The 24,789-nt window shown below is 61.5% G+C and carries 22 protein-coding genes; 6 read left to right on the forward strand and 16 right to left on the reverse strand.

Annotated features, from left to right (window positions below; all coding sequences use genetic code 11):
• Window positions 1-110: 110 nt before the first annotated feature.
• Window positions 111-623: a dihydrofolate reductase gene (locus tag AB4O40_RS16090; RefSeq protein WP_056726458.1), complete on the reverse strand. Its 513-nt coding sequence runs from the start codon at window positions 621-623 to the stop codon at window positions 111-113.
• Between the two features lie 85 nt (window positions 624-708).
• On the opposite strand from AB4O40_RS16090, the gene AB4O40_RS16095 reads away from it, so the two are divergent.
• Both AB4O40_RS16095 and AB4O40_RS16100 read left to right on the forward strand, forming a co-directional pair.
• Entirely contained in the window at window positions 709-2,079 is a 1,371-nt protein-coding gene (locus tag AB4O40_RS16095) for a DUF2868 domain-containing protein (protein WP_409078165.1), read from the forward strand.
• On the forward strand, window positions 2,072-3,448 hold the full coding sequence (locus AB4O40_RS16100; protein ID WP_056726456.1) for a GTPase/DUF3482 domain-containing protein: 1,377 nt from the start codon (window positions 2,072-2,074) through the stop codon (window positions 3,446-3,448). Before AB4O40_RS16095 ends, AB4O40_RS16100 begins: the two co-directional genes overlap by 8 nt.
• A gap of 154 nt (window positions 3,449-3,602) precedes the next feature.
• On the opposite strand, the gene AB4O40_RS16105 is transcribed toward AB4O40_RS16100, so the two are convergent.
• From AB4O40_RS16105 to AB4O40_RS16135, 7 genes are all read right to left on the reverse strand, one after another.
• Entirely contained in the window at window positions 3,603-4,160 is a 558-nt protein-coding gene (locus AB4O40_RS16105) for a phosphonate degradation HD-domain oxygenase (RefSeq protein ID WP_056726455.1), read from the reverse strand.
• Complete coding sequence (locus AB4O40_RS16110; protein ID WP_056726454.1) at window positions 4,160-5,293, reverse strand: TIGR03364 family FAD-dependent oxidoreductase; 1,134 nt, start codon at window positions 5,291-5,293, stop codon at window positions 4,160-4,162. Before AB4O40_RS16110 ends, AB4O40_RS16105 begins: the two co-directional genes overlap by 1 nt.
• Before the next feature lie 116 nt (window positions 5,294-5,409).
• Window positions 5,410-6,435, reverse strand: a complete 1,026-nt coding sequence (locus AB4O40_RS16115) for a putative 2-aminoethylphosphonate ABC transporter substrate-binding protein (protein ID WP_015097240.1) — start codon at window positions 6,433-6,435, stop codon at window positions 5,410-5,412.
• A gap of 38 nt (window positions 6,436-6,473) precedes the next feature.
• On the reverse strand, window positions 6,474-8,198 hold the full coding sequence (locus tag AB4O40_RS16120) for a putative 2-aminoethylphosphonate ABC transporter permease subunit (protein WP_223541310.1): 1,725 nt from the start codon (window positions 8,196-8,198) through the stop codon (window positions 6,474-6,476).
• Entirely contained in the window at window positions 8,198-9,274 is a 1,077-nt protein-coding gene (locus AB4O40_RS16125; RefSeq protein WP_056726451.1) for a putative 2-aminoethylphosphonate ABC transporter ATP-binding protein, read from the reverse strand. Before AB4O40_RS16125 ends, AB4O40_RS16120 begins: the two co-directional genes overlap by 1 nt.
• Window positions 9,275-9,524: 250 nt before the next feature.
• Window positions 9,525-10,388, reverse strand: a complete 864-nt coding sequence (locus tag AB4O40_RS16130; protein ID WP_056726450.1) for a LysR family transcriptional regulator — start codon at window positions 10,386-10,388, stop codon at window positions 9,525-9,527.
• Between the two features lie 16 nt (window positions 10,389-10,404).
• Window positions 10,405-12,672 carry a heavy metal translocating P-type ATPase gene (locus AB4O40_RS16135; RefSeq protein ID WP_460053853.1) on the reverse strand — a complete coding sequence of 756 codons (2,268 nt, stop codon included), beginning with the start codon at window positions 12,670-12,672 and terminating at the stop codon, window positions 10,405-10,407.
• A gap of 93 nt (window positions 12,673-12,765) precedes the next feature.
• Between AB4O40_RS16135 and cadR the strand changes: the two genes are divergently transcribed.
• Window positions 12,766-13,215 (forward strand): Cd(II)/Pb(II)-responsive transcriptional regulator, encoded by a 450-nt coding sequence (gene cadR, locus AB4O40_RS16140; protein ID WP_056726448.1) that lies wholly within the window; start codon window positions 12,766-12,768, stop codon window positions 13,213-13,215.
• Between the two features lie 140 nt (window positions 13,216-13,355).
• On the opposite strand, the gene AB4O40_RS16145 is transcribed toward cadR, so the two are convergent.
• The 3 genes from AB4O40_RS16145 to AB4O40_RS16155 all read right to left on the reverse strand — a co-directional run bounded on the left by AB4O40_RS16145 (window position 13,356) and on the right by AB4O40_RS16155 (window position 16,064).
• The gene (locus tag AB4O40_RS16145) at window positions 13,356-14,327 is read right to left on the reverse strand and encodes a thymidylate synthase (RefSeq protein ID WP_150755062.1); all 972 of its coding nucleotides are present in this window, start codon (window positions 14,325-14,327) and stop codon (window positions 13,356-13,358) included.
• Between the two features lie 49 nt (window positions 14,328-14,376).
• Entirely contained in the window at window positions 14,377-15,183 is an 807-nt protein-coding gene (gene lgt / locus AB4O40_RS16150) for a prolipoprotein diacylglyceryl transferase (RefSeq protein WP_056726446.1), read from the reverse strand.
• 98 nt (window positions 15,184-15,281) lie between these two features.
• Window positions 15,282-16,064, reverse strand: coding sequence for a sulfite exporter TauE/SafE family protein (locus AB4O40_RS16155; protein WP_056726445.1), 783 nt, complete (start codon window positions 16,062-16,064; stop codon window positions 15,282-15,284).
• Window positions 16,065-16,198: 134 nt separating this feature from the next.
• Between AB4O40_RS16155 and AB4O40_RS16160 the strand changes: the two genes are divergently transcribed.
• Complete coding sequence (locus AB4O40_RS16160) at window positions 16,199-16,945, forward strand: NRDE family protein (protein WP_414913489.1); 747 nt, start codon at window positions 16,199-16,201, stop codon at window positions 16,943-16,945.
• 175 nt (window positions 16,946-17,120) lie between these two features.
• Here the strand turns inward: AB4O40_RS16160 and ptsP are convergent, their stop codons facing one another.
• Together ptsP and AB4O40_RS16170 are read right to left on the reverse strand one after the other, a co-directional pair.
• On the reverse strand, window positions 17,121-19,400 hold the full coding sequence (gene ptsP / locus AB4O40_RS16165; protein WP_056726443.1) for a phosphoenolpyruvate--protein phosphotransferase: 2,280 nt from the start codon (window positions 19,398-19,400) through the stop codon (window positions 17,121-17,123).
• Between the two features lie 22 nt (window positions 19,401-19,422).
• Entirely contained in the window at window positions 19,423-19,902 is a 480-nt protein-coding gene (locus tag AB4O40_RS16170; protein ID WP_003229203.1) for an RNA pyrophosphohydrolase, read from the reverse strand.
• A gap of 143 nt (window positions 19,903-20,045) precedes the next feature.
• Between AB4O40_RS16170 and AB4O40_RS16175 the strand changes: the two genes are divergently transcribed.
• Window positions 20,046-20,702, forward strand: a complete 657-nt coding sequence (locus AB4O40_RS16175) for a histidinol-phosphatase (protein ID WP_056726442.1) — start codon at window positions 20,046-20,048, stop codon at window positions 20,700-20,702.
• A gap of 88 nt (window positions 20,703-20,790) precedes the next feature.
• On the opposite strand, the gene AB4O40_RS16180 is transcribed toward AB4O40_RS16175, so the two are convergent.
• Both AB4O40_RS16180 and ilvA read right to left on the reverse strand, forming a co-directional pair.
• Window positions 20,791-21,216: a DUF2269 family protein gene (locus tag AB4O40_RS16180; protein WP_460053851.1), complete on the reverse strand. Its 426-nt coding sequence runs from the start codon at window positions 21,214-21,216 to the stop codon at window positions 20,791-20,793.
• A gap of 40 nt (window positions 21,217-21,256) precedes the next feature.
• A complete protein-coding gene (gene ilvA, locus AB4O40_RS16185; RefSeq protein ID WP_008048261.1) occupies window positions 21,257-22,771 on the reverse strand; it encodes a threonine ammonia-lyase, biosynthetic in 1,515 nt (504 codons plus the stop codon).
• Between the two features lie 145 nt (window positions 22,772-22,916).
• Here ilvA and rpiA point away from each other — a divergent pair, with 145 nt between their 5' ends.
• Window positions 22,917-23,591: a ribose-5-phosphate isomerase RpiA gene (rpiA, locus tag AB4O40_RS16190; RefSeq protein ID WP_460053850.1), complete on the forward strand. Its 675-nt coding sequence runs from the start codon at window positions 22,917-22,919 to the stop codon at window positions 23,589-23,591.
• 161 nt (window positions 23,592-23,752) lie between these two features.
• Here rpiA and AB4O40_RS16195 read toward each other — a convergent pair whose 3' ends face one another.
• Window positions 23,753-24,670 carry an SdiA-regulated domain-containing protein gene (locus tag AB4O40_RS16195; protein ID WP_460053849.1) on the reverse strand — a complete coding sequence of 306 codons (918 nt, stop codon included), beginning with the start codon at window positions 24,668-24,670 and terminating at the stop codon, window positions 23,753-23,755.
• Between the last annotated feature and the right edge of the window lie 119 nt (window positions 24,671-24,789).

A 24,789-nucleotide genomic window follows, 5' to 3' on the forward strand; every position in this document is an offset into this window, starting at 1 on the left:
GCCGCAGGCTGCGATCTTTTCGTGGCAAAGAAAGATCAAAAGATCGCAGGCTTCGCCAGCTCCTACAGTGAATGCGCTGATCCTGTAGGAGCTGCCGCTGGCTGCGATCTTTAGGCTTTTTCCCAGACTTCGAAGTTGTACGCCGGTTTGTCGCCTTCGGCCGGGTTCGGCACATTCGACACCAGTTTCCACTGGTTCAAATCAAACTCCGGAAACCACGCATCCCCTTCCGGGCTCAGCGCCACGCGGGTCAGGTACAACCGATCAGCCTGCGCCAACCCTTGCGCATACAACTGCGCCCCGCCAATCAGCATCAGCTCATCAACGCCCTGTTCCTTCGCCCATGCTTCGGCGCGAACCACAGCGGCTTCGAGCGACGGATAAACCTCCGCGCCTTCCAGCACCAGATCCGCCTGACGGCTGACCACGATGTTCAAACGGCCCGGCAACGGGCGACCGAGGGAATCCCAGGTCTTGCGACCCATGATGATCGGCTTGCCGAGCGTCGTGGCCTTGAAGTATTTGAAGTCCCCCGGCAAGTGCCAGGGCATGCTGTTGTCGACGCCGATCACACGGTTTTCACCGAGGGCTGCGATCAGGCTGAGGGGGAGTGATTTAGTCATGCCGGCGAGGATACCAGAGCCTCGCTTTCGCCGATAAGCGTCACAGCGGTTATGCTCACTGCTCAATTAAGCGACGGGATGCCGCGTGACTGAACTCAATACCCTCTGGCTGACAGAAACCATCCGCCTGCGCGAAGAGTACGCCGGCCCTCTGGAAGACCTTGAAGCCAACCGACTGGCCCGCAGCACCGGCGGCGATTTACCGTTGCGCATTCAACGCCGGGCCCTGTGGCTGGCTGAACGCGATGGCCTGGTTACGGCCCTCAAACACTGGCTGCAAGGTGCACGACTGGCGCTGATCGTCATGGCGGTGCTGGCGGTGATCAGCGGGGCCGGCCTGGCCTTTGCCGCCATGGGCGACGGCCTGCACCCGGTGAATGTGTTCTGGGCCTTGGGCAGCTTGCTCGGGCTCAATTTGATCCTGCTGCTGAGCTGGGCCTTGGGCCTGGTGTTTGCCGGTGAACACGGCGCCAGCCTCGGACGCCTGTGGCTGTGGCTAAGCGAAAAACTCGCCCGGGACGCCAAAGCCGCACAACTGGCGCCGGCTCTGCTGCTGTTGCTGCAACGGCAGAAACTCAACCGCTGGGCAATCGGTGTGCTGGTCAACAGCTTGTGGTTGCTGGCGATGCTCAGCGCGCTGGTGATCCTGCTGGCGTTGATGGCGACCCGGCGCTATGGCTTCGTCTGGGAAACCACCATCCTCGGCGCCGATACTTTTATTGCCGTGACCCAGGCCCTCGGCGCGCTGCCGGCCCTGCTCGGCTTCAGCGTGCCCACCGAGGAGATGATCCGCGCCAGTGGCGACGCCGCCCTCAACATCGAAAGCGCCCGCCAGGCCTGGGCCGCGTGGCTGGTGGGCGTTCTGCTGGTCTACGGCGTTTTGCCGCGCCTGCTGCTCGCGCTGTTTTGCCTGTGGCGCTGGAAATCCGGGCAGGCGGCGCTGCGCCTGGATTTGAACCTGCCTGGTTACGCACAACTGCGCGAACGCTTGATGCCCACCAGTGAGCGCCTCGGCGTCAGCGATGCGGCACCGGCCCAACTGCATCGCGTGGAAAGCGGCGTCAGTGAACAACAAAGTGATGGTGCTCTATTGGTCGCCATCGAACTGGACGACGACCGCCCGTGGCCACCGCAATTGCCGAAAACCGTCAGCAACGCCGGCATCCTCGACAGCCGCGAATCGAGACACAAACTCCTCGAACAACTGAGTCGCTTTCCCCCCGCGCGCCTGGCCATTGCGTGCGATCCACGGCGTTCGCCGGATCGCGGCAGCCTGGCCTTGATTGCCGAACTGGCGCGCAGTGCCAGCGCCACCCGCGTGTGGTTGTTGCAGGCACCACCCGGAGAAGCACTGGACGCTGAACGCCTGGGCGACTGGCACGTGGCGCTGCAACAGCTTGAGCTGCCGTTTGCCGATTGTGCACCGATGAACTGGCTGGAGACGGGTCATGACTGATACCTGGAAGCAGCCGCTGAAACTCGCCGTGGTCGGCCACACCAACGTCGGCAAAACCTCGTTGCTGCGTACCCTGACCCGCGACGTCGGCTTCGGTGAAGTGTCCCATCGCCCCAGCACCACGCGGCACGTCGAAGGTGCACGGTTGTCGGTGGACGGCGAGCCCTTGCTCGACCTCTACGACACTCCCGGCCTGGAAGACGCCATCGCCCTGCTCGACTACCTCGAACGCCTGGAGCGGCCTGGCGAACGCCTCGACGGCCCGGCGCGGCTGACTCGTTTCCTCGATGGCAGCGAAGCCCGGCAACGCTTCGAACAGGAAGCCAAGGTGCTGCGCCAGTTGCTGGCGTCGGACGCCGGGCTCTATGTGATCGACGCCCGGGAGCCGGTGTTGGCCAAGTATCGCGACGAACTGGAAGTGCTGGCCAGTTGTGGCAAACCCTTGCTGCCGGTACTGAACTTCGTCAGCAGCGCCAACCACCGCGAGCCGGCATGGCGTGAAGCACTGGCGCGGCTTGGCTTGCATGCCTTGGTGCGCTTTGACAGCGTCGCGCCGCCGGAGGATGGCGAGCGTCGACTCTATGAAAGTCTCGCCCTGTTGCTGGAATCCGCCCGGCCGCAGCTCGAACGCCTGATCGCCGATCAGCAAGCCCAGCGTCTGGCTCGCCAGCAAAGTGCGGCGCGGTTGATTGCCGAATTATTGATCGATTGCGCGGCCTGCCGACGCAGTGTGGTCAGTGAGGCCGAGCAGGAACAACAGGCGATCAGCGAACTACGCAAAGCCGTACGCCAGCGCGAGCAGCGTTGCGTCGAGGCCCTGCTCAAGCTCTACGCCTTCCGCCCACAGGATGCCGCCGCCAGTGATTTGCCGCTGCTCGACGGCCGTTGGGGCGACGACTTGTTCAATCCGGAAACCCTGAAACAATTGGGCGTGCGAGTCGGTGGCGGAATCGCAGCCGGCGCGGCCGCCGGGGCCGGGGTTGATCTGCTGGTGGGTGGCATCACCCTGGGCGCGGCGGCACTCGCCGGGGCCATCGCTGGCGGCGCCCTGCAAACCGCGCGCAGTTACGGCAGCCGTTTGCTCGGTAAAATCAAGGGCCAGCGTGAATTGACGGTGGATGACAACGTGCTGCGGCTGTTGGCGCTACGTCAGCGGCAATTGCTGCAAGCGCTTAATGCCCGTGGGCACGCTGCGATGGACAGTATTCAGGTCGCCACGCCACAGGATAAAACCTGGCGCGAAGGCAAACTGCCCGAAGCGCTGAACAAGGCGCGGGCGCATCCGCAGTGGTCGTCGCTCAATCCTCATCCAAAATTGAATCAGGCGGAGCGGCAGGAGCAGGTTGAGGGGTTGGCGCAGCAGCTTTAGTGGCATGACCGATGATTTATGGTGTGAGCGCTGGCCTCTTCGCGAGCAAGCCCGCTCCCACAGGTTTTTGTGCTGGAACAACAATCTGTGACCAGACGCAAATCCAATGTGGGAGCGGGCTTGCTCGCGAAGGCCGCGCCTCGGTTCAAAGGCTTCATGCAGCCAACAAACGCACCGCTTTGTCCTTCAACACCGCCAGATCAATCACCGGCACATGCATCTCTTTCGCCAGTTCATCCCACTGGCGCATGCGCAAGCTCACGGCACACAGCGGGTCCTGCTCGAACGCCTGCGCCTCTTCAGCCGTCATCACCCCGCCCTGATATTCCAGGGTTCGGCGACTGGCTTCACTCAGGCGCTCGTAGTATCCCGCCTCCTTGAGCGTCAGGTAACGCTTGGCCTGCACGTGATACTCGACCAACCGCGCCATGCGCTCGCTGAATCCGGCGCGGCGCAGATAATCCGCACCCAGACGCTCATGACTGACCACGCCTAAGCCGCCCATGTTCTCCGCGCTTTCAGCGCAGATATGCCCGATGTCGTGAAAGAACGCCGCCAGAATCACTTCATCATCGAAGCCTTCGGCAATGGCCAGCTCAGCGGCCTGGGACATGTGCTCGATCTGCGACACCGGTTCACCGATGTAATCGCTGTCACCAAAACGCTCGTACAGACTGAATACTTCGGCGACGACTTGTTCATTGCGCGCCATCAGATTTCCCCCAACACAGCTGCGATGTTTCGTTCAGCCATCGCTGGCCCGACACTCATGCCGACACCGGTATGCATCAACGCCACGCTCAGGCCTTTTGCCGGGCGCAGAAACGAGAACGGTCCCGGTCCCCGTGAACCATAGACCCCCTGCCAGCGCTCGACCACTTGTACCTTGCAGCCCAGGGTCTGCTCGGCCAGCTCGATCATCCAGTCGTCAATCTGCTCGGCATTGAAGGGTGACGGATCGCTGCCGTAATGGTGCGAATCACCAATGATCAATTCACCATAGGGCGTCGGGCTGATCAGCAGGTGGATACCGTTCTCGTGCAGATGCGGCGCGTACCGCAGAATTTCTGCCTGTACCGCGCCGGCCTCCGGCAAGTCGGCGAAGGCGCCGTAGTGCACGCAACTCAAACCGGTGAGCAGCGCGTGTTGCAGGTTGAGGTTGATTTGCGGGCGCGCGCGAAGCATTTGCAGGCGACAGATTTGCGGCTCGAGTTCGGCGATCTGTTCGGCCAGCAGCGTCTGATAATCGTGGCCGGAGCAGACGATGATCTGCCCGGCACTGAAGCTGCCGGCGGTGCTGTGCAGGCGGCCCGGCTCGATATCGCGTACCAGGGTAGAGAAGTGAAACTCGACGCCCAGGTCGCGGCGCAGGAAATCGATCAGCGCCGGAATCGCTTCGCGGGAATACAGCTGCTGATCGTCCATACCATGCAAGGCCGCGCGGTGATGGCGGAACTGACCGCCGTACAAATCGCGCAGCGCGGCGCCGCGCAGCAGGTCGACGCGGTAACCGTGTTCGACGGCGCGGCCGTCGCAGAAAGCTTCCAGCAACTGCTCTTCCGCCTCGTTGCGGGCGAACAGGTACGAGCCATTGCGCTTGAGTTGCAGGCCGGCGAGCTGCGCCCAGTCGCACCAGATCCCGCGACTGGCGCGGGCCAGTTCCAGCATTGGTCCTGGCGGTTGGCCGGTGACCAGTGCCTGGCCGAAGTTGCGCACCGAAGCGCCAACAGGCGTTTCGCTGCGCTCGAAAACCCTGACCTTCAGACCGCGTTTGGCGGCGGCATACGCGTGGGACAAACCCAGGATGCCGGCGCCGACGATCAGCATGTCGTTGTGTTGTGTCATGGAGTCTTGTCCTGAATGTGAAACCGTCTTCGCGAGCAAGCCCGCTCCCACAGGGGAATGCGTTCCAATGTGGGAGCGGGCTTGCTCGCGAAGAGGCCCTGTCAGCCGATAAAGACCTACTTGGCCGCCACTTTCTCTGACTTGCCGTCATAGCGCTTGCGCCATTCGGTCAGGATCTCGTCGCGGTTCTTCGAAGCCCAGGCGAAGTCGTTCTTGATCAGGCGCTGTTCGTAGTCAGCCGGCAGTTCGGTCTGTGGCTTGGCGATGCCAGGCTGGGCGAGCACGGCGAAGTTTTCCTTGTAGAGTTCCATCGCCTCTGGACTGGCGGAGAAGTCAGCCAGTTTCTTCGCCGCTTCTTCGTGGGCAGTACCCTTGATCACCGCAGTCGCTTCGATCTCCCAACCCAGGCCTTCCTTCGGCAGGATGATGTCCAGCGGTGCGCCCTGGCGTTTCAGCTGAACGGCCGGGTATTCAAAGGAAATACCAATCGGGAATTCGCCAGCCGCCGCCAGTTTGCAAGGCTTGGAACCGGAGTGAACGTACTGCCCGATGTTCTGGTGCAGGCCGTCCATGTAGGCCCAACCCTGCTTCTCGCCGAAGGTTTGCAGCCAGGCGCTGACGTCGAGGAAACCGGTGCCGGACGATGCCGGGTTCGGCATGACGATCTTGCCTTTGTACTCAGGCTTGGTCAGGTCTTGCCAGCTCACGGGCTTGGTCAGGCCCTGCTTCTCGGCTTCGACGGTGTTGAAGCAAATGGTCGCGGCCCAGACGTCCATGCCGACCCAGGCTGGTGGGTTGGCCGCGTCGCGGTAGTTGGCGCCGATCTTGCCCAGGTCTTTCGGTGCATAGCTTTGCAGCATGCCTTGCTGATCAAGGATCGCCAGGCTGGAAGCTGCCAGGCCCCACACGGCGTCAGCCTGCGGACGGGCTTTTTCGGCCAGCAGTTTGGCGGTGATGATGCCGGTGGAATCACGCACCCATTTGATTTCGACGTCCGGGTTGGCCTTTTCGAAAGCTTCTTTGTAGGTCTTCAGTTGTTCGGCTTCGAGGGCGGTGTACACCGTCAACTCGGTTTTCGCCGCAAAGGCGTTCAGGCTGAAAGCGGTGAGGACAGCAGCGGCCAGGGCCATAGGCTTGAACATGATCTTTTCCTGTTTTTGAGTTGAGGGGTTGTGCAGATTCAATGACCGGGCGCGGTCTGCCGCCAGGCTTGGGAGCGGCGCAGCAAACCGCGCGAGGCCCAGGCCAGCAGCAGAGACACGCCCGCCGAGGTAATCAGGATCAGCGTCGACATCGCTGCCGCACCGCCGACGTTGCCGGCGTCGTCCATGTTCAGTACCGCCACCGCCGCGAGGATGGTGTCGGGGCTGTAGAGGAAGATCGCCGCCGAAACGGTGGTCATGGCCGAGACGAACAGGTAGCGCACGATGTCCAGTAGTGCCGGCAGGCAGATAGGCACGGTGACCCGCAGGTAATGGCGATACAGCGGCGCCTTGAGCGACAGCGCGGCGGCTTCGAACTCGGCGTCGAGCTGACGCAGCGCGGTGGTGGCGGTCATTTGTGCGGTGGTCAAATAGTGAGCAATGGTGCAGACGATCAGCAGGGTCATGGTCCCGTACAGCACATGCAGCGGGTTGCCGGTGAGATTGAAGAAGAAGACGTAACCCAGCCCAAGCACCAGTCCCGGTACCGCCATCGGGACGAAACTGAGCATGCGCAAGGTCAGGTTCAGGCCGCGCTGGCCCTTGGTTTTTTCCATCAGGTAGGCGCCGGTGAAAATCAGCAGGCTGCCGATCAACGCCGTGGCCAGGGCCATCTTCAGGCTGTTGCCGTAGGCCAGCCAGCCACCGCCGGCGGTTTCGTTGAACTGATAGTGGTTGAGCGACAGCGACAGGTTGTACGGCCAGAACTTCACCAATGACGAGAACACCGCCATGCCGAACACCAGCAGCAACGCGGCGCAGATCAGCAGGACGATGACCAGGTAGCAGCTGTCGCGCAGCTTCGATGGCAAAGGCTTGAACACTTGGGCGCGACCGCTCATGGCGTCGCCATGGCGCCGACGCAACCAGGCATCGACCCCGAAACTGAAGAGCGCCGGCAGCAACAGCACCATGCCGATCAACGCCCCGCGACCAAACTGTTGCTGGCCGACCACCGCCTTGTAGGCTTCCAGCGCCAGCACTTGATAGTCGCCACCGACCACCACGGGCACGCCGAAATCGGTGATGGTCAGGGTGAACACCAGGCAGAACGCAGCGAACACAGCCTGTCGGGTCGCCGGCCAGGTGATGCTGCGGAAGGCTTTGGCCGGGCTGGCTCCCATGCTGGAGGCAGCATCGAACAGTCGCGCATCGGCCAGGGACAGGGCCGACAGCAGAATCATCAAGGCGTGTGGGAAGGTGTAGATGACTTCGCCGAGCACAATGCCCCAGAAGCCGTAGATGTTGTCCGAAAGCAGGCCACGCAACATGCCCTGGTTGCCGAACAGGTAAACCAGCGCAATCCCCGGCAGCATCGACGGCGCCATCAATGGCAACAGCGAAATACCGCGCCAGATGCCTTTGGCCGGAATCAAGGTGCGTTGCAGGGCGTAGGCAAACAGGTAGGCCAGCGGTACGACAATGGCCGCGACGCTGAGGGAAACCTTCAGGCTGTTACCGAGCAACCAATGGAAGTTCTCGCTGCTCACCAGCTCTTTCGCTGCGACCCAGCCACCGCCCTGCCCGGCTTCGGCGCTGAAACCGCGCCAGAAGATCGCCAGCAACGGCATCAATACGGCAACGCCCAACAACACCAGCATGAGGACTTTGCCACCGACCACGAACAACCGGTCACCAACCTCGGCGCGGGTGGTTTGCCGAACCTGCTTGTGCGGCAGCGGCAGGGCGATGTTCGCGCTCATCAGGCAAACACCTGCAGGCTGCGCGGCGGCAAGGCGACCATGATCTGCTGGGTGCCAAGGCGCGGCATGGCTTCCGGCGCCAGCTCAGCCAGCAAGGCGTGGCCCGGCAAATGATCGAGTTCAAAGCTCATGCGGCAGCGGTTGCCGAGGAAGGTGATCTCGCGAACCTTGGCCGGGAACAGGTTTTCCTCGTGCACCAGCGGATTGACATTGATCGCTTCCGGACGGCAGAACAAGCGGCCCGACGCGGTCTTGGCGCTGCCATCGGCCAGACGCATGTTCATCCCGCCGACCTGGGCGTGGCTGTCGCCGCTGCGCTGGAAGGGTAGCCAATTACCCTGGCCGACGAACTCCGCCACAAACGGCGTGGCCGGGCGGTTGTAGATTTCCTGCGGCGTGGCGTACTGCTCGACCTTGCCGTTGTTCATCACGGCGATGCGGTCGGCCATCAGCATGGCCTCGTCCTGATTGTGGGTGACCATCAGGGTGGTGATGCCAAGGTTGCGTTGCAGTTGGCGCAACTCGGTACACAGATGCTCGCGCACCCGGGCATCGAGGGCCGACATCGGCTCGTCCAGCAGCAACAGCGAAGGTGCCGGGGCCAGGGCGCGAGCCAGGGCAACCCGCTGCTGCTGGCCGCCGGACAATTGACCGGGATACTTTTTCTCGCTGCCACTCAGGCCGACCAGTTCCAACATCTGACCGACACGACGGCGAACTTCGTCGCGACCGCTGCCGGCGAGGCCGTAGGCTATGTTCGCTTCGACGGTGAGATTGGGAAACAACGCGTAGGACTGAAACAGAATACCGTAGTCCCGCGCTTGGGGCGCCAGGTGGGAAACGTCACGATCACCGAGGTACAACTCGCCGCTGTCCTGCTTTTCCAGACCGGCGATGCAACGCAGCAACGTGGTTTTGCCGCAACCCGACGGGCCGAGCAGACACACCAGCTCACCGGCCGCCACGTCGAGGGAAACGTTATCCAGCGCCGTGAAAGCGCCAAAACATTTCTGTACGCCGCGCACTTTCATCGGTGCACCGGGGTTGGTCAAGGCAGTTGCGATCGGGTTGTTCATGGACGGACCTCATCTAGCAGATGGGGCAATCCTAGAGTTGTAATGAGTCCGTCATGTGGCAGTAAGGCAAAAACTGCCGATAGTGGTATTCAAGGATTTTGGTTCAAATTTTGTATTGCCTGAACTGGCCTCATCGCGAGCAAGCTCGCTCCCACAGTGGGTTTGAGGTGAAACACAAATTGTGTGAACACCCAAAATCCCTGTGGGAGCGAGCTTGCTCGCGATGGCGCCGGTACAGACACCACAGAATTCAGGCCGGAGCCATTTCCTGCGCCAACCCCAGAAACGCCGCCGGCAGCCGCGCGTTTTTGCGCTCCTTGAGGCAATACAGGTATTCGGGTATCTGCGGTGCATTCTCGATGGTCAGCACTCGCAGTTGCGGATCATGGGGCACTTCCTGTCGGGCAATGATGCTGATGCCGATGTTGCGCAGCACCGCTTCGCGAATCGATTCGCGGCTGCCGATCTCCAGCAGCGGGCCGAAACACACGCCAGCGCTGAGCAGCAACTCTTCGGTCAAACGACGGGTGGTCGAGCCCGGTTCGCGCATCAGCAAGGTGTGCCCGGCCAAGGCGCCGAGCGGCACGTGATCGTGAACCGCCAGCGGATGATTGCGATGCACCGCCAGCACCAGCGGATCGCTACCGAGCACCCGGCGAACCAGTCGCGCGTCGTCAAGCAACTGCGACGAGGCCGCGACATCGACCCGGTAATCCTCCAGCGCTTCAAGCACCTGTTGGGAGTTGCCGATTTCCACCGAAACCTCAACCTGCGGCAGGCGTTCGCGGAAGGTTTTCACCAGGTCGAGAATGTAATACGGCGCCGTGGCGGCTATGCGCAACGTGCCCTGGACCTGACCGCAGTTACGCAGGAAAAACTCGATGTCGGCTTCCTGCTGCATCAGCACCTTGACCATCGGCAGCAGCCGCGCGCCCTCCTCGCTGACGCTGAGACGCCGGCCGCCACGGTAGAACAGCTCGACCGAATACTGACTTTCGAGGTTGCGGATCTGCGTCGTCACCGTCGGCTGGCTCAGGCCGAGCTTTTTGGCAGCCTGGGTAATGCTGCCCAGGCGGGCCACCATGTAAAACGCCTTCAGCTCGGCACTCAGCACACCCGCCCCTCATCCTTTACTTGCGCAGCAGGCGCAAACCGTTGAACACAACCAGCAGACTCACGCCCATGTCGGCGAACACCGCCATCCACATGGTAGCGACCCCGGCGAAGGTTACCCCAAGAAAGATCGCCTTGATCACCAAAGCCAGGGCGATGTTCTGTTTGAGGATGCTCGAGGTCTGCCGAGACAGTCGAATGAACGCCGGGATTTTGCGCAGATCGTCGTCCATCAGGGCGACATCGGCGGTTTCGATTGCGGTATCGGTACCCGCGGCGGCCATGGCGAAGCCGATTTCGGAACGCGCCAGGGCCGGGGCGTCGTTGATGCCATCGCCGACCATGCCGACCCGATGCCCTTGGGCGTAAAGCTCCTCGACAGCCTGCAATTTGTCGCCTGGCAACAGGTCGCCCCGGGCTTCGTCGATGCCGACTTGCACGGCAATGGCTTGCGCGGTGTGGACGTTATCGCCGGTGAGCATCAGGGTCTTGATGCCCAGGTCATGCAACTGCCGGATAGCCTCGCGGCTTGACTCCTTTACCGTGTCCGCCACGGCAAACAGCGCCAAAGGGCCGGACGAATCGAGCAGCAACACCACCGATTTTCCCTGTTTTTCCAGGGCAAACAGCTTTTCCTCCAGCGCCGGCGAACACAGGCCCAGATCTTCCACCAGTCGATGATTGCCCAAATGGTAGAGCTGGCCGTTGATCTCGCCGCGCACCCCGCGCCCGCCAAGCGCTTCGAAGTTATCCACAATCAGCATCGCGGTCTGGTTATCCACAGCCGCTTTGGCGATGGCCAGGGAGACCGGGTGATCCGAGCGCCCGGCCAGCGCGGCGGCAATGGCGGGCGCCGAGTCGTCGGCGGTCGGGTCTAGCGACAGGTAGTCGGTCTGCACCGGTTTGCCGTGAGTGATGGTACCGGTCTTGTCCAGGGCCAGGTAATCGAGCTTGTAACCGCCCTCCAGATAGACGCCGCCCTTGACCAGAATGCCTTTGCGCGCCGCCGCCGCGAGGCCGCTGACGATGGTCACCGGCGTGGAAATCACCAGCGCACAGGGGCAGGCCACCACCAGCAGCACCAGCGCCCGGTAGATCCAGTCGAACCACAACTCGCCCATGAACAATGGCGGGATCACCGCCACGGCCAAGGCCAGGACAAACACCGCCGGGGTGTAGATTTTCGAGAAGCTGTCGACGAAACGCTGGGTCGGCGCCCGCGCCCCTTGGGCCTGCTCGACGGCGTGGATGATGCGGGCCAGGGTCGAGTTATCCGCCACGGCGGTCACCGCGTACTCCAGCGAACCGGCCTGATTGATGGTCCCGGCGAACACTTTGTCGCCGACGGTTTTTTCCACCGGCAGGCTTTCACCGGTGATTGGCGCCTGGTCGATGGTCGAGCGACCGGACAACACTTCACCGTCCAGGCCGATACGCTCACCGGGGCGCACCCGTACCCGCGCGCCAAGCCCGATGCTTTTGACATCCTGCTCAAGCCAGCTCCCGTCAGCCTGCAACACCGTTGCCGTGTCCGGGGTCATTTGCATCAAACCGCTGATGGCATTGCGCGCACGGTCGAGGGATTTGGCTTCGATCAACTCGGCCACGGTGAACAGGAACATCACCATCGCCGCTTCCGGCCACTGGCCGATCAGCACCGCGCCGGTCACGGCAATGCTCATCAGGGCGTTGATGTTCAGGTTGCGGTTCTTAAGGGCGATCCAGCCTTTTTTGTAAGTACCAAGGCCACCGCTGAGGATCGAGACCAGCGCGATAACCGCCACCGCCCAGTTCGGCGCGAAGCCGGTGAAGTGGATAACTTCTGCCAGCAATGCACCAACACCGGATAGCGCCAAGGGCCACCACGGCTTTTTCCCAGGCGCCGGCGTCGGCGTCGGGGCTTCAGCACCCTGTTCCAGCGGTTCGGCCTGCATGCCCAAGGACTTGATGGCCTCGACGATCGGCTCGACTCCAGGAAAATCGTGGGTCACGCCGAGCACCCGATTAATCAGATTGAACTCCAACTGGTGCACGCCGGTCAGTTTGCTTAGCTTATTCTGGATAAGCGTCTGTTCGGTTGGACAGTCCATCGCCTCGATGCGAAAACGGCTCAGTCGGGCCCCGGGCGTCGGCAATTCGCTCAGTTTTACCAGCGCAGGCGCTGCCGCTTTAGATGAACAACAGGCGTCGCCATGACCGCCGTGGTCATGTTTTTTCACGGGTTTGAGCTTGTGGCTGTGCTCGTTTCCAGCCTCGGGTTTGTGGGAATGCAGGGAATCGCTCATTGGTTGCGTCCATAAGAGTGCCTGTTGCCAAGTAAAGACCCTGTAGCCACTATAGGGTCAAGCACCCATTCCGGAGTTTTGGAGATTGGCGTCATGAAAATTGGAGAATTGGCGAAACTCACGGACTGCGCCGTGGAAACGATCCGCTACTACGAGCGCGAGAGCCTTCTGCCGGAACCGGCCCGCAGTGACGGCAATTATCGCGTCTATACCCAGGCCCACGCCGAGCGCCTGACATTCATCCGCAACTGTCGCACCCTCGACATGACGCTCGAGGAAATCCGCAGCCTGCTGGCGTTTCGCGACAGTCCGCAGGATCAGTGTGAAAGCGTGAATGCACTGATCGACGAGCACATTCACCACGTCAAGGCGCGGATCGACGGCTTGCTGGCCTTGCAGGCACAACTGCTCGACCTGCGCCAACGCTGTGGCGAAGGGCCGGGAGTCGATCAATGCGGGATTTTGCAGCGCCTGGAAGTGAGCGGCGGGGTGGCGGCGACGGAGGTGGAGCATTCCCACGTTGGCCGTAGTCACGGTCACTGAAAACAACACAAAACCAAATGTGGGAGCGGCGGTGCGACGATTCGACTTGCTCGCGAAGGGGCCGTGTCAGCTGATAGAAATATCACTGGCAGACCGCTTTCGCGAGCAAGCCCGCTCCCACATTGGTTAAGCGTCGTGTTTCAGACCGCCATCGGCGCGGTCATCGGCGCGTGGTGTTCGTACCCTTCCAGCGAGAAATCCCCCGGTTCCACCAACTCCAGCCATTCCGGCTGGTAAACACCCGTCTTGGCAAACTCCGGCACACGGTCAGAAATCACCAGTTTCGGCATCGGGAACGGCTCGCGCTTGAGCTGTTCGTTGAGCATGTCCAAGTGGTTTTCGTAGACGTGGGCATCACCGATGAAATAGGTGAACCAACGCGGCGTGTAGCCCGTCAGGCGACCAATCAGGCTCAACAGCGCAGCACCTTCGGTGAGGTTGAACGGCGTGCCCAGGCCCAGGTCGTTGGAGCGGATGTAGAGGGTCAGGGAAATCTCCCTGGTCTCGACATTCGGGTGGAACTGGTAGAGCAGGTGGCACGGTGGCAAGGCCATTTCATCTAGCTGCGCGCAGTTCCAGCCATGGAACAGGATGCGGCGGCTGCCCGGGTCCTTGATGATGGTGTCGACGCACTGGCGAACCTGATCGATGGCCTTGTAGAGCACCACATAGGCCTGGCCGTCTTCTTCGCCTTCGGCAATCTGGCGATAGCCTTGCTTCAGGGTCTGCTCGATGGCAGCCGGGTTGCTGACCGGGATCTGCTTGTACGCAGGCCATTTGCGCCATTGCACGCCATAGATTTCGCCGAGGTCATCTTCGCCCTGACGGAACGGGTTGGCCAGCCACTGGGCGTTTTCGTTGGCGTTCTGGTCCCAGACCTTGCAGCCCAGGGCGCGGAATTCGGCAGCGTTGTTCACGCCACGCAGGAATCCGCACATTTCGCCAATGGCCGATTTAAACGCCATCTTGCGCGTGGTAATCGCCGGGAAACCTTCCTGCAGGTCATAACGCAGCATCGCACCGGGAAAGCTGATGGTGTTCACGCCGGTACGGTTGGCCTGTTTGGTGCCGTTCTTGATGACGTGGGCGACCAGTTCGAGATATTGCTTCATGAATTACCTGTGTCCTTGAACCCGGGACCGTAGCCCCGGGGTTCGAATTTTATACGGCTGCCGCTGGAGTTGCCGGGGCGCGGTGATACGCCAGCCAGATCAGGAACAGCCCGCCGACGATCATCGGCACGCACAGTACCTGGCCCATGGTCAGCCAGTTCCAGGCCAGATAGCCCAACTGGGCGTCCGGTACGCGGACGAACTCGACGATGAAACGGAAGATGCCATAGAACAGCGCGAACATCCCCGATACCGCCATGGTCGGCCGTGGCTTGCGCGAGAACAGCCAGAGAATCAGGAACAGTGCCACGCCTTCGAGGGCGAACTGGTACAGCTGCGACGGATGACGCGCCAGTTGCGCCGGATCGGTCGGAAAGACCATCGCCCATGGCACATCGGTCGCCTTGCCCCACAACTCGGCGTTGATGAAGTTGCCGATACGCCCGGCGCCCAGGCCAATCGGCACCATCGGCGCAACGAAATCCATCAGTTGGAAGAACGACTTGTTGTTCTTCTTGCCGAACCACAATGCCGCCAGCATCACGCCGATGAAACCGCCGTGGAACGACATGCCGCCCTTCCACACTTCGAAAATCAGCATCGGGTTGGCCAGGTAAGCGCTCAGATCGTAGAACAGCACATAACCCAGACGTCCGCCGACGATCACCCCCATCGACATCCAGAACACCATGTCGGAGAGTTTCTCCTTGGTCCAGGTCGGGTCGAAGCGGTTCAGGCGGCGGGACGCCAGCAGCCAGGCGCCGCCAATGCCGATCAGGTACATCAAGCCGTACCAGTGGATTTTCAGCGGACCGATGGCCAGGGCCACCGGGTCGATCTGCGGGTAAGGCAGCATTGCGACTCCTCGTTAGAGATTCAAATCTTAAAAATTCCCGGGCGACGCTGCCACCTCAGGATTAAGCCAGGATTGCGCTGCCCGTCAGAGCAGATGCTTCAGACTAGAAAGTTCAGGCCGACGCAGAACAGCAAAGCGGCAAACAGCCGTTTCAGCAACTTCGGCGACAACCTGTGGGCCAATCGCGCGCCCAAGCGGGCGAACACCATGCTGGTCAGGGCAATGCCCAGCAACGCCGGCAAATAGATAAAACCGAGACTATGGGCCGGGAGCAACGGATCGTGCCAGCCCAGAATCATGAAACTTAATGCACTGGCCAGGGCAATCGGCAGACCGCAGGCCGATGAAGTGGCCACCGCTTGCTGCATCGGCACGCTGCGCCAGGTCAGGAATGGTACGGTCAACGAACCGCCGCCAATGCCGAAAATCGCCGAAGCCCAGCCAATCACGCTGCCGGCCACGGTCAGACCGAGTTTGCCCGGCACGGTTCGGCTGGCCTTGGGTTTGATCTCCAGCGCCAGCTGAGCGGCGATCACCAGGGCGAATACACCAATGAGCTTCTGCAGGTTGGGGCCGGAAATCGCTTCGGCCGTCAGCGCGCCGAACCCGGCTCCGAGCAGAATACCGACGGTCATCCACATGAAGATCGGCCAACGCACGGCGCCACGGCGATGATGCTCGCGTACCGCGTTTACCGAGGTAAAGATGATCGTCGCCAGGGACGTACCCACTGCCAGGTGCGTGAGGATCGACGGATCGAACCCTTGGGCCTTGAAGCTGAACACCAGCACCGGGACTATGATAATCCCGCCACCCACGCCAAACAGCCCGGCGAGTACACCTGCACAGGCGCCGAGCGCCAGATAGAGCAGAAATTCCATGGTCGTCCCGCCCGCATCCCCAAAACCGGAGCGGCATGGTAACGGATGCATGGCCTCAAGCTCCACTGCGCAAGGCGATGGATCGATGAGCGATGTCTGCGTAGAGTGAGCAAAAAACACACAAGGACAGCCTGATGTGCCTGATTGTTTTTGCCTGGCGACCGGGTCATGCCCAGCCGCTGGTCGTGGCGGCCAATCGCGATGAATTCTACGCCCGCCCCAGCCTGCCCCTGGCGCCATGGCCCGAAGCGCCGCACGTGCATGCGGGGCGCGACCTCGAGGCCGGTGGCACCTGGCTCGGTATCGGTGCCAACGGACGCTTTGCGGCGCTGACCAACATCCGCGACCCCCATCGGCCACCGGGGCGCAAGTCTCGTGGGGAGCTGGTGGCGCGATTTCTCAATGGCGACTGCTCGATTGATGACTATTTGGCCGACGTTGTCCGACGTTCGCTTGAATATGGCGGTTTCAATCTACTGGTTGGCAACAGGAACGAGCTCTGGCACTTCAACGCCCGGGAAACGCAAGCCGTGATGCTGCAACCGGGAGTCTACGGCGTGTCGAACGCCGGGCTGGATACGCCGTGGCCGAAGTTGCTCAAGGCCAAGGCTGCATTGAGCGAGGTGCTGGATGATCCGCAGCCGCAGGCGCTGCTGGCGTTATTGAGCGATGCACAGACCGCGCCGTTTGCCGAGTTGCCGGATACCGGTGTCGGACTGGCCACCGAGACGCTGCTGTCGAGCGTGTTCATTGCCAGCCAGAGCTATGGAACGCGGGCGAGTACGGCGTTGATTGTGCAGGCGGATGGGGCGCTGCATATGGTCGAAAGGAGTTTCGGGCCGTTTGGTGGGCATCTTGGAGAAGTGGAACTCAAAATTTGATCTGACGTGGCCCTGTGGCGAGGTTGCTTGTCGGATCGCCGCACCGTCCCGCTCGGCTGCGAAGCAGTCGCAATCCAGCTACCACAGTTTTTCTGAAAAACCGCATTAGCCGGAGTTAGGAGCGCTTCGCACTCCAGCGGGAGCAAGCTCCCTCGCCACAGGGGCCGTCAGCGTTTTAGAGGGGCTTGATCGCTGCCGGATTGATCATCCGCGCCAACCCGAGGTTCTTCAGCGCCAGCTGCAACGAGCTGTGAATCACTTGCGGATTGTCGATGGTCATCAGCTCTGCCAGCAGCTCCTTGGCCTTGCTCAGGTTGATCTGGCGCAGCATCCACTTCACTTTCGGCAAGTTGGTGGCGTTCATCGACAAACTGTCGAACCCCATCGCCATCAACAGCACCGCCGCCGCCGGATCACCGGCCATTTCACCGCAGATACTCACTGGCTTGCCTTCGGCGTGGGCATCACGCACCACATTCTGCAGCGCCTGCAGCACCGCCGGGTGCAGGTAATCGTAGAGGTCGGCCACCCGCGGGTTGTTGCGGTCCACGGCCAACAGGTACTGGGTCAGGTCGTTGGAGCCGACCGACAGGAAGTCCACTTGCCGCGCCAGTTCCTTGGTCTGGTACACCGCCGCCGGAATCTCGATCATGACGCCAATCGGCGGCATCGGTACGTCGCAGCCCTCGTCACGCACTTCACCCCAGGCACGGTGGATCAGGTGCAGGGCTTCCTCCAGCTCGTGGGTGCCGGAAATCATCGGCAGCAGGATGCGCAGGTTGTTCAGGCCTTCACTGGCCTTGAGCATGGCGCGGGTCTGCACCAGGAAAATTTCCGGGTGATCAAGGGTGACGCGAATGCCGCGCCAGCCGAGGAAGGGGTTGTCTTCCTTGATCGGGAAGTACGACAGCGATTTGTCGCCGCCGATGTCCAGGGTTCGCATGGTCACCGGTTGCGGGTGGAACGCGGACAGCTGTTCGCGGTAGATCGCCAGTTGTTCCTTTTCGCTCGGGAAACGCTGGTTGATCATGAACGGCACTTCGGTGCGGTACAGACCCACGCCTTCGGCACCGCGCTTCTGCGCGCGCGCCACATCCGCCAGCAGGCCGGTGTTGACCCACAGCGGCATGCGGTGGCCATCGACTGTCACGCACGGCAGGTCGCGCAGCGCATCCAGCCCCAGGGCCAGTTGTTTCTCTTCCTCGACCACCTCGGCGAACTGCTTGCGCAGCACTTCACTCGGGTTGGTGTAGACCTCGCCGTGGTAGCCGTCGACGATCATCTGGATGCCGTCGACCTTGGAGTACGGCAGGTCGACCAGGCCCATCACGGTCGGAATGCCCATGGCGCGGGCGAGGATGGCGACGTGGGAGTTACCGGAACCGAGCACCGACACCAGGCCGGCCAGCTTGCCTTCCGGCACCTCGCCGAGCATCGCCGGCGTCAGTTCTTCGCTGACCAGAATAGTGTTGTCGGGGTAGACCAGGGTTTGCTGGCGCTCTTCCTGCAAATAAGCCAGCAAGCGACGGCCGAGATCCTTGACGTCGGAGGCACGCTCACGCAGGTAAGCGTCGTCCATCAATTCAAAGCGGTTGACGTGATCGGTGACCACCTGGCGCAACGCGCCCTGGGCCCACTGGCCGGTCTTGATCACGGTGGTGACTTCGCTGCCCAGCGCGGCATCGTCGAGCATCATCAGGTAGACGTCGAACAAGGCCCGTTCTTCGGGGCGCAGCTGGGTGGCGAGCTTGGCCGACAACGCGCGCATGTCGGCGCGTACGCCTTCGATGGCGGTCTTGAACAGCTTGAGCTCGGCGTCGATGTCAGAAATGGCCTTATCCGGCACCACGTCCAGATCGGCCGGGGGCAACATGACTACCGCCGTACCAACCGCGGCACCCGGCGAACCCGGCACGCCGACGAACTTGGCTTCCTGGATGCCCTTGCCCTGGCGACCGAGGCCACGGATCGAACCGGTGGCTTCGGCGTGGGCGATAACACCGGCGAGCTGCGCGCTCATGGTCACGAGGAAGGCTTCTTCACCCTCATCGAACTGGCGACGTTCTTTTTGCTGGATGACCAACACGCCAACGACGCGGCGGTGGTGAATGATCGGCGCACCGAGGAACGAGGCGTAGCGCTCTTCACCGGTTTCGGCGAAGTAGCGGTAGCGCGGGTGGTCCGCGGCGTTTTCGAGGTTCAGGGGTTCTTCACGCGTGCCGACCAGACCCACCAGACCTTCGTTGGGCGCCATGCTGACCTTGCCGATCGAGCGCTTGTTCAAGCCCTCGGTAGCCATCAGCACGAACCGGTTGGTCTCCGGATCAAGCAGGTAGACCGAGCAGACCTGGCTGCCCATGGCCTCTTTGACGCGCAACACAATAATCCCCAACGCCGCCTTGAGATCCTTGGCGGAGTTAACTTCCTGGACGATCTTGCGCAGCGTATTGAGCATGGCTCGGGGTCGAACTCCGTCGTCAGTCGCGCGCTAAAAGGCGCGGGGCAAGCTCTTTGAGAGCGCGTCGATACACCTCGCGCTTGAATGTCACCACCTGGCCCAACGGATACCAATAGCTGACCCAGCGCCAGCCATCGAATTCCGGTTTACCGGTCAAATCCATCCGCACCCGCTGCTCGTTGGAGATCAGGCGCAGGAGAAACCATTTCTGTTTCTGGCCGATGCACAGCGGTTGGCTGTGGGTACGTACCAGACGTTGCGGCAAACGATAGCGCAACCAGCCCCGGGTGCAGGCGAGAATTTCAACATCTTCGCGTTCAAGGCCCACTTCTTCGTTCAGCTCGCGGTACAAGGCGTCTTCCGGCGTCTCTTCGGGGTTGATTCCCCCCTGCGGAAACTGCCAGGCATCTTGATTGATTCGGCGAGCCCATAGCACCTGGCCGGCGTCATTCGTCAGAATGATCCCGACATTGGGGCGAAAACCATCGGGGTCGATCACGGCAACAACCTCGCAAACGCATGTCGCCGCATTGTTCCACAAAGGTTGTGAAGGCGGCAACGAAGGTTCCTACCTTATGTGCACTCTTGTGAAAAGACCGTATTCTTGTCGCCTTTTTACTGACTTTTCAGCGGGTAACTGTAATGCGCCTGGCTTTATTCGATTTGGACAACACCCTTCTGGGCGGTGACAGCGATCACGCTTGGGGCGATTACCTGTGCGAGCGCGGCTTTCTAGACGCCGTCGCCTACAAGGCACGCAACGATGCGTTCTACCAGGATTACCTGGCCGGCAAACTGGATAACGCCGCTTACCTGAACTTCTGCCTGGAAGTCCTCGGCCGCACCGAAATGGCCACGCTGGCTCAATGGCACAGCGATTACATGCGCGACTGCATCGAACCGATCCTGCTGCCCAAAGCCATCGAGCTTTTGGCCAAGCACCGCGCGGCCGGCGACAAACTGGTGATCATCACTGCGACCAACCGCTTCGTCACCGGGCCGATTGCCGAGCGCCTGGGTGTCGAAACCCTGATCGCCACCGAATGCGAAATGGTCGACGGCCGCTACACCGGGCGCAGCACCGACGTGCCGTGCTTTCGCGAGGGCAAGGTGACGCGCTTGAATCGCTGGCTGGAGGAAACCGGGTTTACGCTGGAAGACAGCTACTTCTATAGCGACTCGATGAATGATTTTCCGTTGCTGGAGCAGGTGACTCATGCGGTGGCGGTTGATCCGGACCCGAATCTGCGAGCCGAGGCCGAGAAGCGGGGTTGGCCGGTGATTTCGTTGCGCGATTGATAAATCAAAAGATCGCAGCCTTCGGCAGCTCCTACAAGGTATCGCGCGCACACCTGTAGGAGCTGCCGAAGGCTGCGATCTTTTTGGGTCAAACAGGCTTGGCACCCATCAACCCGGCAATGGCCACAAGACAGACAAAACTGAACAACGCCAAGGCAAAGGTGAATTTCCCCACACCACCCGGTGTCTTGCGCAGCTTGTTCAGCCGCACCAGCAGCCAGAACCACGCCAGCGCCGCCACGGTGTACAGCACGCTCGACACCAGCAACCAGGCTTGCCCCAGCGGCCAGCCCACCAGGTGCACCATCCACCAGCCGGTAAACGGCATGCTCAGCAGCGCCAGGCCCATCAGCAGCCAGACATATACCCTTGGCCGCTGCAAGGTTCGACTACCCGCCGTCGCGTCACCCTTGCGCCGCGCAAGCAAAACCCAGGCTCCCAGCCCCAGCGCACAGGCCAGCAGTACAACCGTTGCCACCATGTGCGCCGCTTTCAGGGCAGTTAACGTTTCCATTGTCAGATTTCCTTATTTCCTTGCCCGTCAGCGTAGCCGTTCAGCCAAGAAACAGCTGATAAGCCGGGTTGTCGCTTTCGTCCCAGTATGGGTAACCGATTTCTTCCAGCGCCGCCGGCACCAGGTGGCGCTCGTCGTGAGGCACTTGCAGGCCCGCGACGACACGGCCATCGGCCGCGCCATGGTTGCGGTAGTGGAACATCGAGATGTTCCAGCGCCCGCCGAGCTTGTTGAGGAAGTTGAACAGCGCGCCCGGACGCTCCGGGAATTCGAAACGCAGGATCACTTCATCGACCACATGCGCCGCACGCCCACCCACCATGTGGCGGATGTGCAGCTTGGCCAGTTCGTTATCGGTCAGGTCCAGCACCGGGAAACCCTGCTCGCTCAGGCTGGCGATCAACGCGCTGCGCGGGTCGTTTTCCGGGTGGGTCTGCACGCCGACAAAGATGTGCGCTTCGCTGCCGGTGTTGTAGCGGTAGTTGAATTCGGTGATCTGACGCTTGCCGATGGCCTCGCAGAACGCCTTGAAGCTGCCCGGTTTCTCGGGAATGGTCACGGCGATGATTGCTTCGCGGCCCTCACCCAGCTCCGCACGCTCGGCGACATGGCGCAGGCGATCGAAGTTAACGTTGGCCCCGGAGTCGATGGCCACGAAGGTCTGGCCGCTGACGCCGCGCTGCTCGACATACTTCTTGATCCCGGCCACGCCCAAGGCGCCGGCAGGTTCGGTGATCGAGCGGGTATCGTCGTAGATATCCTTGATCGCCGCGCAGATTTCGTCGGTGCTGACGGTGATCACTTCGTCGACATGGTCTTTGCAGATGTCAAAGGTGTGCTGACCGATCTGGGCCACCGCCACGCCGTCGGCGAAGAGGCCTACGGTCGGCAGTACCACACGCTCACCCGCCGCCATGGCGGCTTGCAGGCAATTGGAGTCATCCGGTTCGACGCCGATGACCTTGATGTCCGGGCGCAGGTACTTCACGTAAGCGGCGATGCCGGCGATCAGGCCGCCGCCGCCCACCGGGACGAAAATCGCATCCAGTGGCTGCGGATGCTGGCGCAGAATCTCCATCGCCACGGTGCCCTGCCCGGCTATGGTGTGGGGGTCGTCGTACGGGTGAATGTAGACGTAGCCTTTTTCGTCGACCAGTTTCAGCGAGTAGGCCAGGGCTTCCGGGAACGAATCGCCGTGCAGCACCACTTTGCCACCACGGGAGCGCACGCCTTCGACCTTGATCTCCGGGGTAGTCTTGGGCATGACAATGGTCGCTTTCACGCCCAACACCTTGGCCGCCAGGGCCAGGCCCTGGGCATGGTTGCCCGCCGACGCGGTGACCACGCCGCGAGCGCGTTCTTCGTCGCTCAACTGGGTCAACTTGTTGTAGGCGCCGCGAATCTTGAACGAGAACACCGGCTGCAAGTCTTCGCGCTTGAGCCAAATGCTGTTGCCCAGCCGCTCGGAGAGCTGGCGGGCAGTCTGCAGCGGGGTTTCTACGGCAACGTCATAAACGCGCGAGGTGAGGATCTTTTTGACGTACTGTTCAAGCATCGGAAAGCATCACTGAGCGGGTTGGGCAGGACCAAGGAGTCTAACCCGGCTTTCAACTGTACGACCATACGAATGCAGAGGTTTTAGCCCCGCTTAGGGCTATAATGCCGGCCTTTCGTCCCCTCCTCGGCACCCCGGAGCCCGCATGAACCAGGATCAACTCAAACAGGCAGTGGCTCAGGCCGCCGTCGACTTCATCCTTCCGAAACTCGACGACAAGAGCATCGTCGGGGTCGGCACCGGCTCCACCGCCAATTGCTTTATCGACGCGCTGGCCAAGCAAAAGGGCGCATTCGACGGCGCTGTCGCCAGCTCCGAAGCCACCGCCGCACGCCTCAAGGGCCACGGGATTCCGGTGTACGAACTGAACACCGTCAGCGACCTGGAGTTCTATGTCGACGGCGCTGATGAAAGCGACGAGCACCTGAACCTGATCAAGGGCGGCGGCGCGGCCCTGACCCGCGAGAAGATTGTCGCGGCCGTGGCCAAGACCTTCATCTGCATCGCCGACGCCAGCAAGCTGGTGCCGGTCCTCGGTACTTTCCCGCTGCCGGTGGAAGTGATCCCGATGGCCCGCAGCCACGTGGCCCGCGAACTGGTGAAGCTCGGTGGCGACCCGGTTTACCGTGAAGGCGTGCTGACCGACAACGGCAACATCATCCTCGACGTGTTCAACATGCAGATCACCAATCCGGTGGAACTGGAAACGCAGATCAATGCGATCGTCGGCGTGGTCACCAACGGTTTGTTCGCGGCACGTCCGGCGGATCTGTTGTTGCTGGGTACGAGCGAAGGCGTGAAGACACTGCGCGCCGAGTAAGCCAGTTTGCCCACCTGTTTGCGGGCAGACGAAATACCTGTGGGAGCGGCGGTGCGGCGATCCGACTTGCTCGCGAAGGGGTCGTGTCAGTCGATAGAGATGTCAACTGACAGATTGCCTTCGCGAGCAAGCCCGCTCCCACATTTGTTTTGTGGTGCTGGTTAGAGTTGCGTGGGTTTCTTGAACACGTAGAACAGGTTCGGCTCACTCACCAGGTACAACGCACCGTCGTCGTCCACGGCGAGCCCCTCCGCTTGCGGCACGGTTTTTTGCAGGCCATGGCGCCCCTTGCTCAATGACATTGTGCTCAGCGGACGCCCGCCCACATCCAGCTCCAGAATCAATCGCGACTCATCCGACAGCGCCAGCAAATGCCCGCTGCGCTCGTCGTATTGCAGGCTCGACAGATCCCGCACGAACATCCCGGCATCACGCTTGGGGTCGTTGATCACGTGCACCGAGTAGGATTCTTCAGGATTGAAGCGCGGAAAACCGTGCACCTCGTAGATCAGCATCGGGTTGCGCTCCTTGGCGACGAACAGGCGCTTGCCCACAGAGTCGTAGGCCAGGCCCTCGAAGCCCTTGTTGCCGCCCATGTGTACGCCAATGGTCATCTGCTCGGCGTCTGCCGCATCGACGAAGGTGGTGTCCTGCTCCAGACGAATCTTGATCAGCCGCTGCTGGCTTTCATCAGTGACCACGTAGATGTCTTCGCTGATGAACTCCACCGCCTCCGGATCACCGAAACCGACCAGCGCCACACGACGCAAGATCCTGCCGTCGAGGGACAACTCGACCAGCTCGCTCCGTTTGTTGGTGACGGTGAACAGGCTTTTGCGCACGGGATCGTAGGTCAGCGCCGAAACGTTGTCGGCCAGGCCATCGATCACCTGCGCTTCGGTCGCGACCTGGTACTGGTCCAGCCCCATGGACCGGGAACTCACCGGCTGCCACAGCGTATGCAGATTGAACCAGGTGCGCTCGAACAGGCGCATGTACTGGGCGATCGCTATCAACGCGATCAGCAAGACCACCAACAGAATCAGAATCAGGGATTTGGGACGGGCAAATCGACGCATTCGGGTGGGCTCGGGTCAAAACAGGCGGATGAAATATCACGCCCGTCTGAACTGAAGCTTAATGGCCGTGAGCCTTTTACGCATACGCAATCAGCGTAGGAGCTGCCGCAGGCTGCGAT

Source organism: Pseudomonas sp. S2_F07 (genome assembly GCF_054668325.1).